At 64.0% G+C, this 15,970-nt stretch carries 15 protein-coding genes; 9 read left to right on the forward strand and 6 right to left on the reverse strand.

Going from position 1 to position 15,970, the window contains the following annotated elements:
• Window positions 1-65: 65 nt before the first annotated feature.
• Window positions 66-1,259 carry an ADP-forming succinate--CoA ligase subunit beta gene (gene sucC / locus FGD77_RS10220; protein ID WP_255009176.1) on the reverse strand — a complete coding sequence of 398 codons (1,194 nt, stop codon included), beginning with the start codon at window positions 1,257-1,259 and terminating at the stop codon, window positions 66-68.
• 221 nt (window positions 1,260-1,480) lie between these two features.
• On the opposite strand from sucC, the gene FGD77_RS10225 reads away from it, so the two are divergent.
• A complete protein-coding gene (locus FGD77_RS10225) occupies window positions 1,481-2,512 on the forward strand; it encodes a glycosyltransferase family 2 protein (RefSeq protein ID WP_255009178.1) in 1,032 nt (343 codons plus the stop codon).
• 94 nt (window positions 2,513-2,606) lie between these two features.
• On the opposite strand, the gene mdh is transcribed toward FGD77_RS10225, so the two are convergent.
• Window positions 2,607-3,569 carry a malate dehydrogenase gene (gene mdh / locus FGD77_RS10230; protein ID WP_255009180.1) on the reverse strand — a complete coding sequence of 321 codons (963 nt, stop codon included), beginning with the start codon at window positions 3,567-3,569 and terminating at the stop codon, window positions 2,607-2,609.
• A 207-nt stretch (window positions 3,570-3,776) separates the two neighbouring features.
• Here mdh and FGD77_RS10235 point away from each other — a divergent pair, with 207 nt between their 5' ends.
• From FGD77_RS10235 to FGD77_RS10270, 8 genes are all read left to right on the forward strand, one after another.
• On the forward strand, window positions 3,777-4,637 hold the full coding sequence (locus FGD77_RS10235) for a CoA ester lyase (protein ID WP_255009182.1): 861 nt from the start codon (window positions 3,777-3,779) through the stop codon (window positions 4,635-4,637).
• 5 nt (window positions 4,638-4,642) lie between these two features.
• Window positions 4,643-5,188: an NnrU family protein gene (locus FGD77_RS10240; RefSeq protein WP_255014174.1), complete on the forward strand. Its 546-nt coding sequence runs from the start codon at window positions 4,643-4,645 to the stop codon at window positions 5,186-5,188.
• Between the two features lie 7 nt (window positions 5,189-5,195).
• Entirely contained in the window at window positions 5,196-5,399 is a 204-nt protein-coding gene (locus FGD77_RS10245; RefSeq protein WP_255009183.1) for a DUF1737 domain-containing protein, read from the forward strand.
• Window positions 5,400-5,401: 2 nt separating this feature from the next.
• Window positions 5,402-6,436: a MaoC family dehydratase gene (locus tag FGD77_RS10250; protein ID WP_255009184.1), complete on the forward strand. Its 1,035-nt coding sequence runs from the start codon at window positions 5,402-5,404 to the stop codon at window positions 6,434-6,436.
• 91 nt (window positions 6,437-6,527) lie between these two features.
• Entirely contained in the window at window positions 6,528-6,983 is a 456-nt protein-coding gene (dut, locus tag FGD77_RS10255; RefSeq protein WP_255009185.1) for a dUTP diphosphatase, read from the forward strand.
• Window positions 6,983-8,029, forward strand: coding sequence for a molybdopterin-synthase adenylyltransferase MoeB (locus FGD77_RS10260; protein ID WP_255009186.1), 1,047 nt, complete (start codon window positions 6,983-6,985; stop codon window positions 8,027-8,029). The genes dut and FGD77_RS10260 overlap by 1 nt, the downstream gene beginning before the upstream one ends.
• Window positions 8,026-10,038, forward strand: coding sequence for a M3 family metallopeptidase (locus tag FGD77_RS10265; RefSeq protein ID WP_255009187.1), 2,013 nt, complete (start codon window positions 8,026-8,028; stop codon window positions 10,036-10,038). The genes FGD77_RS10260 and FGD77_RS10265 overlap by 4 nt, the downstream gene beginning before the upstream one ends.
• Before the next feature lie 70 nt (window positions 10,039-10,108).
• Window positions 10,109-10,564 (forward strand): universal stress protein, encoded by a 456-nt coding sequence (locus tag FGD77_RS10270; RefSeq protein ID WP_255009188.1) that lies wholly within the window; start codon window positions 10,109-10,111, stop codon window positions 10,562-10,564.
• Window positions 10,565-10,712: 148 nt separating this feature from the next.
• On the opposite strand, the gene hutU is transcribed toward FGD77_RS10270, so the two are convergent.
• The 4 genes from hutU to hutI are packed head-to-tail and all read right to left on the reverse strand — an operon-like array spanning window position 10,713 to window position 15,932.
• Entirely contained in the window at window positions 10,713-12,380 is a 1,668-nt protein-coding gene (gene hutU, locus FGD77_RS10275) for a urocanate hydratase (protein ID WP_255009190.1), read from the reverse strand.
• Entirely contained in the window at window positions 12,377-13,189 is an 813-nt protein-coding gene (gene hutG, locus FGD77_RS10280; protein ID WP_255009192.1) for an N-formylglutamate deformylase, read from the reverse strand. Before hutG ends, hutU begins: the two co-directional genes overlap by 4 nt.
• Window positions 13,186-14,724 (reverse strand): histidine ammonia-lyase, encoded by a 1,539-nt coding sequence (gene hutH / locus FGD77_RS10285; protein WP_255009194.1) that lies wholly within the window; start codon window positions 14,722-14,724, stop codon window positions 13,186-13,188. The genes hutG and hutH overlap by 4 nt, the downstream gene beginning before the upstream one ends.
• Window positions 14,721-15,932, reverse strand: a complete 1,212-nt coding sequence (gene hutI, locus FGD77_RS10290; protein WP_255009196.1) for an imidazolonepropionase — start codon at window positions 15,930-15,932, stop codon at window positions 14,721-14,723. Before hutI ends, hutH begins: the two co-directional genes overlap by 4 nt.
• Window positions 15,933-15,970: the final 38 nt, after the last annotated feature.

The raw sequence follows: 15,970 nt of genomic DNA on the forward strand, positions 1-15,970 counted from the left end.
TCTTCGGGGCAGGCTTGGGCCTGCCATGTATCATTTGGGCATGCGGACCGCAGCCCGCCCTGAATTCAACCTTTGACGGCCTTCACGATCTTCTGCGCGCCATCCTTCAGATCGTCCGCAGCAATTACATCCAGCCCGGAATTGTTGATGATCTCCTTGCCCTGCTCGACATTCGTGCCCTCCAGGCGCACGACCAGCGGCACTTTCAGGCCGACCTCTTTCACAGCCGCCACAACCCCATCGGCAATCACATCGCAGCGCATGATCCCGCCGAAGATGTTGACCAGAATGCCTTTGACCTGCGGATCGGAAGTGATGATCTTGAACGCCTCGGTCACTTTTTCCTTGGTTGCCCCGCCGCCCACGTCAAGGAAGTTGGCGGGCTCGGCGCCGTACAGCTTGATGATGTCCATCGTCGCCATGGCAAGGCCCGCACCGTTGACCATGCAGCCGATTTCGCCGTCCAGCGCGATGTAGTTCAGATCGTATTTGGACGCTTCCAGTTCCTTGGCGTTCTCCTCGGTCGTGTCGCGCAGCTCGGCAATGTCGCGGTGGCGATACATGGCGTTGCCGTCAAAGCTCATCTTGGCATCGAGGCAGCGCAGATCGCCCTTGTCGGTCACGATCAGCGGGTTGATTTCCAGCATCTCCATGTCGTTCTCGATGAACATCTTATAAAGCGTGCCCATCAGCGCGACGCATTGCTTGACCTGCGCGCCCTCCAGCCCGAGGTTGAAGGCGATGCGGCGCCCGTGAAACGCCTGATAGCCGGTCGCCGGATCGACAGACAGACTGAGGATTTTTTCGGGCGTGTTTTCCGCGACCTCTTCGATATCCATGCCGCCCTCGGTCGACGCGACAAAGCTGACGCGGCTGGTCTGGCGATCCACCAGAAGGGCCAGATACATCTCGGTCTGGATGCCTGCGCCGTCCTCGATATAGATGCGGTTCACTTGCTTGCCCGCCGGGCCGGTCTGTTTGGTGACCAGCGTGCGGCCCAGCATGCGCTTGGCCTCATTCGCGGCCTCTTCGACGGATTTGGCCAGACGCACGCCGCCGGCCTCGCCTGCGCCGGATTCCTTGAAGGTGCCCTTGCCGCGCCCGCCGGCGTGGATCTGCGCCTTGACCACCCAGAGGGGGCCGTCCATTTCGCTGGCGGCTGTCTTGGCCTCTTCTGCGCGCAGAACGACGCGGCCGTCCGACACGGGCGCCCCGTAGGAGCGCAGCAGCGCCTTGGCCTGATACTCGTGGATGTTCATGGAAGCTGTCCCGTTTTTCTGTGGTCGGTTCTGATATACATATAACGCTTTGCGGGGATTAAACGGTTTTTTGCCATTCTTGCCGGATAAGGGGCAAAATTCAGAGCTTTGTGATCACAGGCTTCAATCGTGTGATCACAAAATCACCCGCCTTTGTCGTTGCAGGGAATCGAGGGGTGGCTACTGTGCCCGAACCCCGTCCAACAGACGCAGGAGCCGTCATGTCCAACGATAATCTGCCACCGGCCAGCTGGGGCATTGTGCTGACAGCGCACGAACCGGCGCAATTGCTGCTGGCGAATGTTGGCTGGCATATCGGCACTGGCGCGGCGGAGGTGCATGTGTATCTGGATGACCCGGACGACCCTGTTCTGCCGCTGCTGGAGGCCATCCCCGGTGTTTGCGCGGTGCGCTGCGATGACGCGCACTGGCGCCGCGCTGCCCCGGCCGGGCGGCGCCCGCCCACCCATCGGCGGCGTCAGGCGCTGAACGCCAATCATGCGTTGAAGCGCTGCGGTGTGGATTGGCTGGTGCATCTGGATGCCGATGAATTTCTGGTGCAGGACCGTCCCTTGGGCGCTGAAATGGCCGCTGTCCGCGAGCTGGAGTGCGAACTGTATTTCCCGGTGGCCGAGCGCATGTACCTGCCCGGCCCACAGACGTCGATATGGGAGGGCGTCTTTCGGACCTGTACCCGGTCGCTGATACGGCGCGGTGACGGAATCGACACCGACAGGGTGATTTATGGCGACCATGTCGACTTTCTGGATTTCGGAGTGCTGGGCCATTCGGCAGGCAAATGCGCGGTGCCGCGGGACGGGGATTATCGGCTTGGCATCCACTGGGCGTTTCGCGGCAAGGGGCGCACGCGGGCGGAACGGTTTCGCAGCACCGCCGCGCGGCTGTTGCATTTTGACGGGCTGACACGCCTGCAATGGCTGACCAAGCTGCGGCGCTATACCGAATACGATCCGGCCGATTTCAACGTCGCGGCGCACCGGCAGGCGCAGATTGATCGGGCCGCAAGCGTCGCCGCCACGCCCGGTGGCTATGAGGCGCTACATGCGGAGTTGAAGGAGATCGGACCCCAGCAGCAGGCCCGCCTGCGCGCATTCGGATTGCTGTACGAGACACCGTTCAATCCGACGCCCGTGTTGGGGGACGTGTTGGGAAACCTGCCTGATTTCAGCGTTGAGGCGTTCAATGCAGAGCTACGCCGCAGATTGCCGGAACGCACCAAGGGTCTGCCGTAAGCACCGCTTTGCCCGATTGGTACGGCTGCGTTTCGCAAGAAAAAGGCCCCGGTCGCAATGCCGGGGCCTTCGGTTATTTCTGAACCGCAGAGGCTTAGGCCAGCGACCCGTCGATGCCCTTGCACGCCTCGACCAGACCTTTGACGGCGCTGACCGATTTATCGAACATCGCCTGTTCGTCCTTGTTCATCTTGATCTCGATGACCTTCTCGATGCCGCCCGCACCGATCACGGTCGGCACGCCGACGTAGAAACCGTTCAGGCCATAGGCACCGTCGACATGCGCGGCGCAGGGCAGGACGCGTTTCTGGTCCTTCAAGTACGCTTCGGCCATCTCGATGGCGCTGGTTGCGGGCGCGTAGAATGCGCTGCCTGTTTTCAGCAGGCCGACGATCTCGGCGCCGCCGTCGCGGGTGCGCTGGACGATCGCGTCCAGTTTGTCCTGCGTGGTCCAGCCCATGTCGATCAGGTCGGGCAGGGGGATGCCTGCGACGGTAGAGTAGCGCACCAGCGGCACCATCGTGTCGCCATGACCGCCCAGCACAAAGGCCGACACGTCGCGCATCGATACGCCGAATTCCAGGCTGAGGAAGTGGCGGAAGCGTGCCGAATCCAGAACGCCCGCCATGCCACAGACCTTTTCATGCGGCAGGCCGGAAAATTCGCGCAACGCCCAGACCATCGCATCCAGCGGGTTGGTGATGCAGATGACGAACGCGTTCGGCGCATGCTTGGCAATGCCCTCGCCAACCGATTTCATGACCTTGAGGTTGATGCCCAGCAGGTCGTCGCGGCTCATCCCCGGTTTGCGCGGAACGCCGGCGGTGACGATGCACACATCCGCACCCGCGATATCGGCGTAGGACTGCGTGCCCTTCAGCGTGGCATCAAAACCCTCGGCAGGGCCGGATTCGGCGATATCCAGCGCCTTGCCCTCGGGGGTGCCTTCGGAGATGTCGAACAGGGTGATATCGCCCAGTTCCTTGATGGCGGCGAGATGGGCAAGCGTGCCGCCGATCTGTCCGGCGCCGATCAGTGCGATCTTGGGTCTGGCCATGGGTTGTTACCTCCGATTGGCAAAGAATTTCCGCCGTTGAGGTAGTCCTATTTGGCCCCGCGCGCAAGGGTTCTGCGTTGCGCAGGTGGTCGGGTGCGGCCTGCAAGCGCCTGGTCATTCTGCGCTGCGGCGAGAAAAGCCTTGAACCAATGCGCTGGAAAATGGCATCCCTGCGCAGTAATATTGCAGCCCGAGCAGGAGAGATCCATGGACTCTGCCACCCGCCCTTACAGGTCCGTCCTTTATATCCCGGCCTCGAAAGAGCGCGCGTTGCAAAAGGCGCGTGATCTGCCCTGCGATGCGATCATCTTTGATCTGGAGGACGCGGTCGCGCCCGATGCCAAGACCGCCGCGCGTGGCACGCTGGTGCAGGCGCTCAAGGATGGTGGATACGGGCGCCGGGCCAAGATCGTGCGCATCAACGCCTTGATGACCGAATGGGGGCTGGAGGACGTGCGTGCGCTGAAGGATGCGGGCGCAGATGCGATCCTGCTGCCCAAGGTGAACACCCGGTCCGACGTCGACAATCTGGCCGATCTGCTGCCCGATACCATGCCGATCTGGGTGATGATGGAAACGCCGGTCAGCGTGTTCAATGCCCGCGATATCGCGGCGCATGGGCGCGTGACCGGGATGGTGACCGGCACCAATGATCTGACCAAGGATCTGGGCACCCGTACCCGCACCGACCGCCTGCCGCTGATGATGGCGCTGCAAACCATCGTCATGGCTGCCCGCGCGGCGCGCGTTGTCGCCATCGACGGAGTTTACAACCGGTTCCGCGACGGCGACGGTCTGATGGCGGAATGCGAGCAGGGCCGCGATCTGGGTTTTGACGGCAAGACGCTGATCCACCCTGCGCAGATCGAGGGGGCGAACCGGGCCTTTGCGCCGACCGCGTCCGAGATTGACCTTGCCCGCCGCCAGATCGCGGCGCATGAGTCCAGTCAGGCCTCGGGCGAAGGGGTGGCCGTGGTCGACGGCACGATCGTGGAAAACCTGCACGTGGTCGCCGCGCGCAGGATACTGGCCAAGGCACAGGTGCTGGCCGAAATGGAGGACGCATGATGGGCATTGCCATTCTGATACTGGGCCTCGCGCTGTGGTGCGCCGGGCATTTCTTTAAACGCGCGGCGCCGGATGCGCGCGCGGGGATGGGTGCCAAGGCGCGCGGGCCGATCACGCTGGTTCTGCTGGCCGGAGTGGTCCTGATGGTCATCGGCTATCGCATGTCCGATGGCGCCTACTTCTGGGGCCGTCAGCCGGCGACGGTGGGCATCAACAATCTGCTCATGCTGCTGTCGATCTACCTGTTCGCCGCTGCGGGTATGAAAACCGCGCTGGCGCGCAAGATGCGTCACCCAATGCTGGCGGGCGTCAAGGTCTGGGCGCTGGCACATCTGCTGGTGAACGGCGATGTCGCGTCCTTCATCCTCTTTGGCGGGCTGCTGGCCTGGGCGGTTGCCGAGATGATCGTGATCAACCGCGCCGAACCCGACTGGACCAAGCCGCCTGCCGCGCCGCGGCGCAAGGAGGTGATTGCAGTTGTGGCCAGTGTGGTGCTCTATGCCGTGATCGCATTTGTGCACAACGCGCTGGGCTACCCCGTATTTGGATGAGGATGTCATGAAACTGTATCGCTTTCTCAGCGCCGACGACACATCGGCCTTCTGCCACAAGGTGACGGACGCGCTGAACAAGGGCTGGGAGCTGTATGGCAGCCCGACTCAAGGCTTTGATGCGGCCAACGGCGTGATGCGCTGCGGCCAGGCCGTGACCAAGGACGCGCCTGGCGTCTACACCCCTGACACGAAACTGGGCGAGCAGTAGACATGACGAAGACCAAGACAAATCCGGGCCGCTTCTTTGAGGATTACTCGGTCGGGCAAGTGATCGAACATGCCGTGCCGCGCACCGTATCGGGCGGCGAGCGGGCGCTGTATCATGCGCTGTATCCGGCGCGCCATGCGCTGTATTCGTCGGATGAATTCGCGCGGTCCTGCGGGCTGGATGGCGCGCCGCTGGACGATCTGGCAGCCTTCCATGTCGTGTTCGGCAAGACGGTGCCGGACATCTCGCTGAACGCGCTGGCCAATCTGGGCTATGCCGAGGGGCGCTGGCTGCGCCCGGTCCATGCGGGCGATACGCTGCGTTCGGTGTCCGAGGTGATCGGGCTGAAGCAGAATTCGAACGGCAAATCCGGCGTCGTCTGGGTGCGCACGAAGGGATTCAACCAGCACAGCGAGGTGGTGCTGGATTATGTGCGCTGGGTGATGGTCAAAAAGCGCGACACGGACGCGCCCGCGCCCGAAACGGTGATCCCCGATCTGGCGCCCGCGCTGGCGGCCGATCAACTGGTCATTCCGGACGGACTGGATTTCACGAACTATGATTTCACGCTGGCCGGCGAGCCGCATCGCTGGGGCGACTATGCCGTGGGCGAGGTGATCGACCATGTCGATGGCGTCACGATTGAAGAGGCCGAGCATATGCTGGCCACCCGCCTGTGGCAGAACACCGCCAAGGTGCATTTCGATTCGACGGCGCGCGATGGCGGGCGGCTGATCTATGGCGGGCATGTCATCTCGATGGCGCGCGCGCTCAGCTTCAACGGGCTGGCGAATGCGCAGATCATTGCCGGGCTCAATGGCGGCGCGCATGCCAACCCGTGTCATTCCGGCGACACGGTGCGCGCCTGGAGCGAGGTTCTGGACCGCGCCGAGACCGCCGCGCCGGGCGTCGGTGCGCTGCGCCTGCGGCTGGTGGCGACCAAGGGCGGCACGGCAGGCGCGTTGAAGGGGGAGGATGGCCGGTATCTGCCGGATGTTCTGCTAGACCTCGACTATTGGGCGCTGGTGCCGATGTGACATCGGGCGCGGGGGCGCTATGCTTTGATCCCTGTCGCGTGTGGCGGGCCGGGGATTTTGAGTATTTTGGGAACATTGAAAGGGCAGGCGTATGGTGACGGTAACGCTGTGCTGGGACGATGGCGCGGACCGCAATCTGGGCCTGCCCGTCTATGCCAGCAGCGGCGCGGCCGGGGCGGATCTGCGCGCGAATTTTCCCGGTGGCGCGGGTGTGGTTCTGGCGCCGGGCGCGCGGGCGCTGGTCCCGACGGGGCTGCGGCTGGCGATTCCCGAGGGGTATGAGGTGCAGATCAGGCCACGGTCGGGGCTGGCGCTGAGACATGGTGTGACGTTGGCGAATGCACCGGGCACGATCGACAGCGACTATCGAGGGCCGCTGGGCGTGATTTTGATCAATCAGGGCGCCGCGCCGTTCGAGGTTGCGCATGGCGCGCGGATTGCGCAGATGGTCGTGGCGCCGGTTGTCGTGGCGGAATTCGCGCTGGCCGAGGCGCTGGCGGACACCGCGCGCGGCACGGGCGGCTTTGGTTCGACCGGGGTCGGCTGATGCTGCTGGTTTTCATCCTTGCTGGCGCGCTTTGGGGTTTGGGGGCGCTATTGGGTACGGCCGGGCGGATGCGCTGGGGGATGATCGGATGCTTGTGGGTCGGCGTCGTGCTGTTGCATCTGGTGCAGCCTGTAGCCTCGCCCTTGCGGGTTGCGACTGGCGGTAGTGCGGCGCCTTGGCTGCTGCTGGGCGGGTTTGCGGCGTTGGTGCTGCTCTATCGTGCCGGGTTGCGCCGGGTGCGTGCGCGGGCCGGGGCAGGCGAGGCGCCGGTCGCGCGCAGCGGCGCCTTTTCGGATGCCGAACTGGAACGCTATGCGCGGCATATCATTCTGCGCGAGGTTGGCGGGCCGGGGCAGAAGGCGCTGAAAAATGCCCGCGTTCTGGTGATTGGCGCGGGCGGTCTGGGATCGCCGGTGATGAGCTATCTGGGCGCGGCGGGTGTCGGCACCATCGGCGTGATCGACGACGACGTCGTCGACCTGTCGAACCTTCAACGGCAGGTGATCCACCGCGACGCGGATATCGGCACGCCCAAGGTTCATTCCGCCGCCGCCGCCGTGCGCGCGCTGAACCCGCATGTCGACATGCGCCCCTACGCGCGCCGCCTGACAGAAGACATCGCTGCCGATCTGTTTGCCGAATATGACATAATCCTAGATGGCACCGATAATTTTGCCACCCGCCATCTGGTGAACCGCACTGCCGTCGCCACCGGAAAGCCGCTGATTTCGGGCGCGCTGACCCAATGGGAGGGGCAGTTGAGCGTGTTCGATCCCGCCAGTGGTGCGCCCTGCTATGCCTGCATTTTCCCCGACATTCCGGCCGAGGGGTTGGCGCCGTCCTGCGCAGAGGCGGGCGTGATGGGGCCGCTGCCGGGCGTCATCGGCGCGATGATGGCGGGCGAAGCGATCAAGCTGATTACCGGCGCGGGCGCGACGCTGCGCGGGACGCTGCTGATCTATGACGCACTCTATTCGGATGCGCGCCGCATAGATATCAAACGCCGCGACGATTGTTCGGTCTGCGGCACCAAGGAGGTCACATGACCAATCCGCTTCTGGGCGCATGGGATACCCCCTTTGCCGTCGCCCCGTTCGACCGCATCGATGACGCCGATTTCGCCCCCGCGCTGGAGACAGCCCTGACGCTGGCCCGCGCCGAGATTTTGGCGATTGCGAAAACGCCCGAGGCACCGACATTTGCCAACACAATCGAGGCGCTGGAGGCATCGGGCAAGGCGCTGGACAAGGTGCTGAGCGTCTTTTTCACCGTTGCCGGGGCCGATAGTAATCCGGTGCGCCAAGCGCTGCAACGTGACTTTGCGCCCAAGCTGGCGGCGTATTCGTCGTGGCTGTATGCACAAAAGCCGCTTTTCGCCCGCATCGGGGTGCTTTGGGAGCAGCGCGAGGCGCTGGGTCTGAGCGAGGAGCAGGCGCGCGTGCTGATGCTGACCCATCGCAGTTTCATGCGTCACGGCGCCGCGTTGAGCGGCGCGGCCGAGGCGCGGATGCAGGCGATTATGGCGCGGCTGGCTGAACTGGGCACGGCGTTTACCCAGAACCTGCTGGCTGACGAGGCCGACTGGTATATGGAACTGGCCGAGGCGGATCTGGAGGGATTGCCCGATTTCCTGATCCGCAATGCGCGCGCGGCGGGCAGCGAGCAGGGTTTGCAGAGGCCAATCATCACCTTGTCGCGGTCGCTGATCGTGCCGTTCCTGCAATTCTCGCCGCGCCGCGATCTGCGCAAGCGGGCGTTTGACGCGTGGACCGCCCGGGGGGCCAATGGCGGCGAGACGGATAACCGCGGAATTGCGGCTGAAACGCTGGCGCTGCGCGACGAGCGCGCAAAGCTGCTGGGTTATGACAGCTTTGCTGACTTCAAGCTGGAAACGGAGATGGCCAAGACGCCGGACGCCGTGCGCAACCTTTTGATGCAGGTCTGGACGCCGGCCAAGGCACAGGCGGATCGCGACGCGAAGGTCCTGACCGAAATGATGCGCGCCGATGGCGTCAATGCCGATCTGGCGCCGTGGGATTGGCGGTATTATGCGGAGAAACGCAGGCAGGCCGAGCATGATCTGGATGAGTCCGAGCTGAAGCCCTACCTGCAGCTGGACCGCATGATCGAGGCGGCGTTCGCCTGCGCGAACCGCTTGTTCGGGCTGGAGTTCAAGCCGGTGCAAATCCCGCTCTACCATCCCGATTGCAGGGCTTGGGAGGTGACGCGCGACGGCGCGCATATCGCCGTCTTCATCGGCGATTATTTCGCGCGCGCCCCCAAACGGTCGGGCGCGTGGTGCAGTGCGATGCGCGGGCAGGCGAAATTCCCCGAGAAACAGGGGCCGGTTGTCATCAATGTGTGCAACTTTGCCAAGGGCGATCCCGCGCTGCTGAGCTATGACGACGCGCGCACGCTGTTCCACGAATTTGGCCATGCATTGCACCAGATGCTGTCGGACGTAACCTACGAAAGCGTCAGTGGCACATCGGTCGCGCGCGATTTCGTGGAACTGCCCAGCCAGTTGTTCGAGCATTGGCTGGAGGTCCCCGAGGTGCTGGGCGAATTTGCCACCCACGCCGACACGGGCGAGGCGATGCCGCAGAATTTTCTGCAAAAGGTGCTGGATGCCGCGACCTTCGATATGGGGTTCCAGACGGTGGAATATGTGGCGTCCGCGTTGGTCGATCTCAGCTTTCACGATGGCCCGCCGCCTGCCGACCCAATGCTACGGCAGGCCGACGTGCTGGCGGAAATCGACATGCCAGCGGCGATCACGATGCGCCATGCGGTGCCGCAATTTGCGCATGTGTTCGCCGGCGACGGGTACAGCTCGGGCTATTACAGCTACATGTGGTCCGAGGTGATGGATGCCGACGCCTTCGCGTCGTTTGAGGAGGCGGGCGGTGCATTCGATCCAGAGCGCGCCCGCGCGCTGGAGGAGCATATCCTGTCGCGCGGCGGATCGGCTGATGCCGAGGCGCTGTATCTGGCGTTCCGCGGGAAATTGCCGGGCGTCGAGGCGCTGCTGAAGGGGCGGGGGCTGGACGCATGATGCCCGGCAACGCGAACTTGCACGGGGGGGCGGGCGGTGGCATTGTCGTCTGGTCCCAGGGGAGGGTGTGATGCGTAAATTCATGGTGGTTTTGGACGACAGCCGCGAATGCCTGAATGCCATGCGCTTTGCCGCCATGCGCGCCGCCCATACCCAAGGCGGGGTGGCGATTCTGTCGATCATACCGCCCGAAGATTTCAACCACTGGATCGGTGTCGGCGACATCATGCGCGAAGAACAGCGCGAGCGGATCGAGGCGCATTTCGAGGTTTTTGCCAAGTGGATGCGCGATAAACAGGGCGTGGACCCCGAGCTGGTCATCCGCGAGGGCGAACCTGTCGCCGAGATCATCGCCCAGATCGCCGAAGATCCGGATGTGGGCGTGCTGGTGCTGGGCGCAGCGGTAGACCGGGCTGGGCCGGGCCCGCTGGTCAGCCAGCTCAGCCGCACGGCGGGCAGCCTGCCCATCCCCATCACCATCGTGCCCGGCGATCTGAGCAAGGAGCGGCTGGAGATGATTACCTGACGCGAGTCAGACCGCGTTCGGGGGCGTGATCGGATCGGTCTCTGCCGTTCCCCAGGATTGAAAACCGCCGCTGGCCTAGCAGGATCAGCGGCGGTCGTTTTCGGCCTTCGCGCGTCGCCGTTGGGCATGGGCCGGGGCGATGCAAAACTTACAGAATGCCCGGCAGGTTCAGCCCGTTTTCACGGGCGCACTCCTTGGCGATGTCGTATCCGGCATCGGCGTGGCGCATGACGCCCGTGGCGGGGTCATTCCACAAAACACGGGCGATGCGGCGGTCTGCGTCCTCGCTGCCGTCACAGCAGATCACCATGCCGGAATGCTGGCTAAAGCCCATGCCGACGCCGCCGCCGTGGTGCAGCGATACCCATGTCGCGCCCGACGCGGTGTTCAGCAGCGCGTTCAGCAGCGGCCAGTCCGACACCGCGTCCGAGCCGTCCATCATCGCCTCGGTTTCGCGGTTCGGCGACGCGACAGAGCCTGAATCCAGATGGTCGCGGCCAATGACGATGGGCGCGCTCAGTTCGCCATTGCGCACCATTTCGTTGAAGGCCAAGCCCAGCTTGTCACGCACGCCCAGACCGACCCAGCAGATGCGGGCGGGCAGGCCCTGGAACGAAATCCGCTCGCGCGCCATGTCCAGCCAGTTGTGCAGATGCGTGTCCTCGGACAGGATCTCTTTGACCTTGGCGTCGGTCTTGTAGATGTCTTCGGGATCGCCCGACAGCGCGGCCCAGCGGAACGGGCCGATACCGCGGCAGAACAGCGGGCGGATATAGGCAGGCACGAAGCCGGGGAAATCGAAGGCGTTTTCCAGCCCCTCTTCCAGCGCCATCTGCCGGATGTTGTTGCCGTAATCGACGGTCGGGATGCCAGCGGCATGGAAATCCACCATCGCCTTGACCTGCACCTTCATCGATGCGCGCGCGGCCTTTTCCACTGCCTTGGGATCGCTTTCGCGTTTTTCCCTCCATTCGCCCATGGTCCAGCCCTGCGGCAGATAGCCGTTGACCGGATCGTGGGCCGAGGTCTGGTCGGTGACGATATCGGGGCGCACGCCGCGTCTGACCAGTTCGGGGAACACATCGGCGGCGTTGCCCAGAAGGCCGACCGATTTCGCCTCGCCCGCTTTGGTCCAGCGGTCGATCATCTCCAGCGCCTCGTCCAGCGTATCGGCGCGCTCGTCGACATATTTCGTGCGCAGGCGGAAATCGATGCTGTCAGGGTTGCATTCCACGGCAAGGCAGCAGGCCCCGGCCATCACGGCTGCCAAAGGCTGCGCGCCGCCCATGCCGCCAAGACCGCCGGTCAGTACCCATTTGCCAGTCAGGTCGCCATCGTAATGCTGGCGCCCGGCCTCTTGAAACGTCTCGTAGGTGCCCTGCACGATGCCCTGAGAACCGATGTAGATCCACGACCCGGCGGTCATCTGGCCGTACATCGCCAGGCCCTTCTTATCCAGCTCGTTGAAATGGTCCCATGTCGCCCAATGCGGCACCAGATTGCTGTTGGCGATCAGCACGCGCGGCGCGTCCTTGTGGGTCTGAAACACGCCGACGGGCTTGCCCGATTGCACCAGCAGCGTCTGGTCTTCTTCCAGATCCTTGAGGCTGGCGACGATGGTGTCGAAGTCCTTCCATGTCCGTGCCGCGCGGCCGATTCCGCCATAGACGACCAGTTCATGCGGGTTTTCGGCAACATCGGGATGCAGGTTGTTCATCAGCATCCGCATCGGCGCTTCGGTCATCCAGCTTTTGGCGGAGATGTCACTGCCGGTCGCGGGATAGATGTCGCGGGTGTTCTTGCGGGGATCGCTCATGGTTTGCCTCCAAGGGCCGGAGTTGAAGTGAGGGCCAGATCGGCCAGTTTGGTCAGAATATCACGCAGATGGACGCGCAGGCGGTCGGCCTTGTCGGTATCGTAGGGCCACGGCGCCGCTTCGACTGTGAGATAGGTTGACTGAGCCAGCTCCATTTGAATTGTATGGAATCCTTGCTCAGGCTGGCTGTAGTGACGCGTGGTCCAGCCACCTCTGAAGCGTCCGTTGACTACAGTGCTGTAGTTATCCGCGTTTTCGCAAATCTGAGTCACCGCGGCCTCGATAGAGGGATCGCAGGTTACGCCGTAATCCGTCCCGATGTTGAAATCGGGCAACGTGCCTTCGAACAGGAACGGAATCTGCGACCGGATCGAATGGCAATCATAGTGGATTGCAATTCCGTGCAGTGCGCGCACGCGATCCATTTCTGCGCGCATCGTGGCGTGATATGGTGCGTGATAGGCGACACGGCGCGCTTCAATTTCATCGGCGTCTGGCACTTTGTCCCAGATGTCGCGACCTTCAAAGTCCGTCAGCGGGACCAGACCAGTGGTGTTCTGCCCCGGATAGAGCGATGCGCCCGATGGGTCGCGATTGGCGTCAATGACATACCTGTGGAACGTCGCACGCACCGTCGTCACCCCGGGCAGAAGGTCTCCATACAGTTTGTGAAGATACCAATCGGTATCGTCCAGACCGCGCCCGCGATCGTTCAGATCGGCCAGGACATTTTCAGGCACATAGGTGCCGGTATGGGGCAGGCCCAGGACGATGGGGCTGTCTCCGCGGTGCAGCTCTACCGGGGTCATGTGCGCAGCTCCGGCATGGAAATGCCTGCAACATCTGCAATTGCGCCGCTTTCAATCAAAGTTGCGGCCAGTTCAAGATCAGGTGCCATGTAACGATCGTCTCCCAATGTTTCTACACTCTCGCGCACGCGCGCCACGACGCGCTGCAGCGGCTCGCTTGTTGCCAGCGGCGCGCGGAAATCAATGCCCTGCGCGGCGCAGAGCAGCTCAACCCCCAGAATACGGTTGAGGTTTTCCAGCATTTGCCCAAGGCGCCGGGCGCCGTGGGCGGCCATGCTGACGTGATCCTCCTGATTGGCGGATGTGGGCGTGCTGTCGGTGACGCAGGGGTTCGCCAGATGCTTGTTCTCGCTCATCAGGGCGGCGGTCGTCACCTCGGCGATCATGTAGCCTGAATTAAGGCCGGGCTTCGGCGTCAGGAACGGCGGCAGGTTGAAGCTGAGCACCGGATCGACGATCAGCGCGATCCGGCGCTGCGCGATTGCCCCGATTTCCGCCACGGCCAGCGCGATCATATCGGCGGCAAAGCCGACCGGCTCGGCATGGAAATTCCCGCCCGAGACAATCAGATCGGCGCCGACCAGAACCAGCGGGTTGTCGGTGGCGGCGTTGGCCTCGATCTCCAGCGTGCGGGCGGCCATGCGCAGCACGTCCATCGCCGCGCCCGTCACCTGCGGCTGGCAGCGGATGCAATAGGGGTCCTGCACGCGGGCATCGCCGTCAACGTGGCTTTCGCGGATTTCCGAGCCGTCCAGCAGCGCGCGCATGGTCTCGCCCGCCTCGATCTGGCCCGCGTGGCCGCGCAATTCGTGAATTTCCGGCTGAAGCGGCGCGGTCGAGCCCATGATTGCATCCGTGGACAGCGCCGATGTGACCAGCGCGGAATGCGCACCGCGCCACGCGCCGAACAGGCCCGCCAGCGCAAACGCGGTGGAAAACTGCGTGCCGTTGATCAGCGCCAGCCCTTCTTTCGGGCCCAGTTCCACCGGGGTCAGCCCGGCGGCGGCCAGCGCGTCGGCGCCCGGCATCACCTTGCCGCCAAATTCAGCCTCGCCATGGCCCATCATCGCAGCGGCCATATGCGCCAGCGGCGCCAGATCGCCGGACGCACCGACCGACCCTTGCGCCGGGATGACGGGCGTCACGCCCTTGTCCAGCATTGCTTCGATCAGGTCGACCACCTCGAGGCGCACGCCGGATGCACCGCGCCCCAGACTCAGCAGTTTGAGCGCCATCAGCAGCCGCGCATGGCGGCGCGGAATCGCAGGCCCGACGCCGCAGCAATGCGACAGGATCAGGTTGCGCTGCAGGGTTGCGGTATCCTCGGACGCGATCTGAACGCTGGCCAGCTTGCCGAAACCCGTGTTCACACCGTAGACGGCATCGGTTCCGGCCACGGCCCGCGCGATACAGGCATGCGCGCGCTCGATATCGGGGCGGCAGGCCGGGTCAAGACGCACGGAGGCCTCGTCCCAGTAGACCGTGGCAAGATGATCCAGTGTGACAGCGCCAGGCGTCAGGGTGAGTGTGGTCACGAGTTGCCTCCGAAAATGCGGGTGTGAAGGGGGTTGAAGCCGATGCGATAGGCCAGCTCGGCAGGGTGTTTGATATCCCACACCGCCAGATCGGCGCGCATCCCGGTTGCGATCTGGCCGCAATCGGTCAGACCGAGGGCGGCCGCGGCGTGACGCGTGACGCCGGTCAGCGCCTCCTCGGGCGTCATGCGGAACAGCGTGCAGGCCATGTTCATCGTCAGCAAAAGCGATGTCATGGGCGAGGAGCCGGGGTTGCAATCGCTGGCCAGTGCCATCGGCACGCCATGTTTGCGCAGCGCGGCGATCGGCGGCGCCTGCGTTTCGCGCAATGTGTAGAAGGCGCCGGGCAGGACAACCGCCACGGTTCCGGCCTGTGCCATCGCGATGACGCCATCCTCGTCCAGATATTCGATATGATCCGCCGACATTGCCCCGTAGGACGCGGCCAGCTTGGCGCCGCCAAGGTTCGACAGCTGCTCGGCATGCAGTTTCAGCGGCAGGCCCAGTTCCCTGGCCACGTCAAAAACACGGGCAATCTGATCCGGCAGAAATGCGATCCCCTCGCAGAAACCGTCTACGGCATCGACCAGCCCTTCGGCATGGGCGGCGCGAAGCGTGGGAATGCACATGTCGTCAATATAGGCGTCCGGGCTGCCCAGATATTCGACCGGCACGGCATGCGCGCCAAGGAAGCTGGTCACGACCCGCACGGGGCGATGCTGATCCAGCGCACGGGCGGCGCGCAGCATGCGCAGTTCGGTTTCGCGGTCGAGGCCATAGCCCGATTTGACCTCCAGAACCGTGACGCCCTCGGCCAGCAGCGCATCGACGCGGGGCAGCGCGCTGGCGATCAAGTCATCGACGCTGGCCTCGCGGGTCGCGGTCACGGTCGACACGATGCCACCGCCTGCGCGCGCGACCTCTTCGTAGCTTGCCCCGTTCAGGCGCATTTCGAATTCGACGGCGCGATCGCCGCCATGCACGACATGAGTGTGGCAATCGATCAGGCCCGGCGTGACCAGCCGCCCGCCCAGGCCCTCGCGCGTCAGACTCGCGTGTCCGGCGGGCAGATCGGCCAGCGGCCCGACCCATGCGATCTGATCCTCCGTCGTGACGATCGCGGCATTCTCGACCAGGCCATAGGCGGTCTGGGATGCGGTCATCGTCGCGACGGTCAAATCAACGTAAAGCTTGCTGCTGGCTGTCATATCTGGCCCCCGATAGCTTAGGTTTCACTTTTATAGCG

This window comes from Roseovarius sp. M141, from assembly GCF_024355225.1.
In the GTDB taxonomy this organism is placed as follows: Bacteria; Pseudomonadota; Alphaproteobacteria; order Rhodobacterales; family Rhodobacteraceae; genus Roseovarius.

Coding starts and splice junctions, on each gene's coding strand:
- FGD77_RS10235 (WP_255009182.1), top strand. CDS start 3,777: ATGGACTCTGCCACCCGCCCTTACAGGTCCGTCCTTTATATCCCGGCC.
- mdh (WP_255009180.1), bottom strand. CDS start 3,569: ATGGCCAGACCCAAGATCGCACTGATCGGCGCCGGACAGATCGGCGGC.
- hutG (WP_255009192.1), bottom strand. CDS start 13,189: ATGACCCCGGTAGAGCTGCACCGCGGAGACAGCCCCATCGTCCTGGGC.
- hutI (WP_255009196.1), bottom strand. CDS start 15,932: ATGACAGCCAGCAGCAAGCTTTACGTTGATTTGACCGTCGCGACGATG.
- hutU (WP_255009190.1), bottom strand. CDS start 12,380: ATGAGCGATCCCCGCAAGAACACCCGCGACATCTATCCCGCGACCGGC.
- FGD77_RS10250 (WP_255009184.1), top strand. CDS start 5,402: ATGACGAAGACCAAGACAAATCCGGGCCGCTTCTTTGAGGATTACTCG.
- sucC (WP_255009176.1), bottom strand. CDS start 1,259: ATGAACATCCACGAGTATCAGGCCAAGGCGCTGCTGCGCTCCTACGGG.
- FGD77_RS10225 (WP_255009178.1), top strand. CDS start 1,481: ATGTCCAACGATAATCTGCCACCGGCCAGCTGGGGCATTGTGCTGACA.
- FGD77_RS10245 (WP_255009183.1), top strand. CDS start 5,196: ATGAAACTGTATCGCTTTCTCAGCGCCGACGACACATCGGCCTTCTGC.
- FGD77_RS10265 (WP_255009187.1), top strand. CDS start 8,026: ATGACCAATCCGCTTCTGGGCGCATGGGATACCCCCTTTGCCGTCGCC.
- dut (WP_255009185.1), top strand. CDS start 6,528: ATGGTGACGGTAACGCTGTGCTGGGACGATGGCGCGGACCGCAATCTG.
- FGD77_RS10260 (WP_255009186.1), top strand. CDS start 6,983: ATGCTGCTGGTTTTCATCCTTGCTGGCGCGCTTTGGGGTTTGGGGGCG.
- FGD77_RS10270 (WP_255009188.1), top strand. CDS start 10,109: ATGCGTAAATTCATGGTGGTTTTGGACGACAGCCGCGAATGCCTGAAT.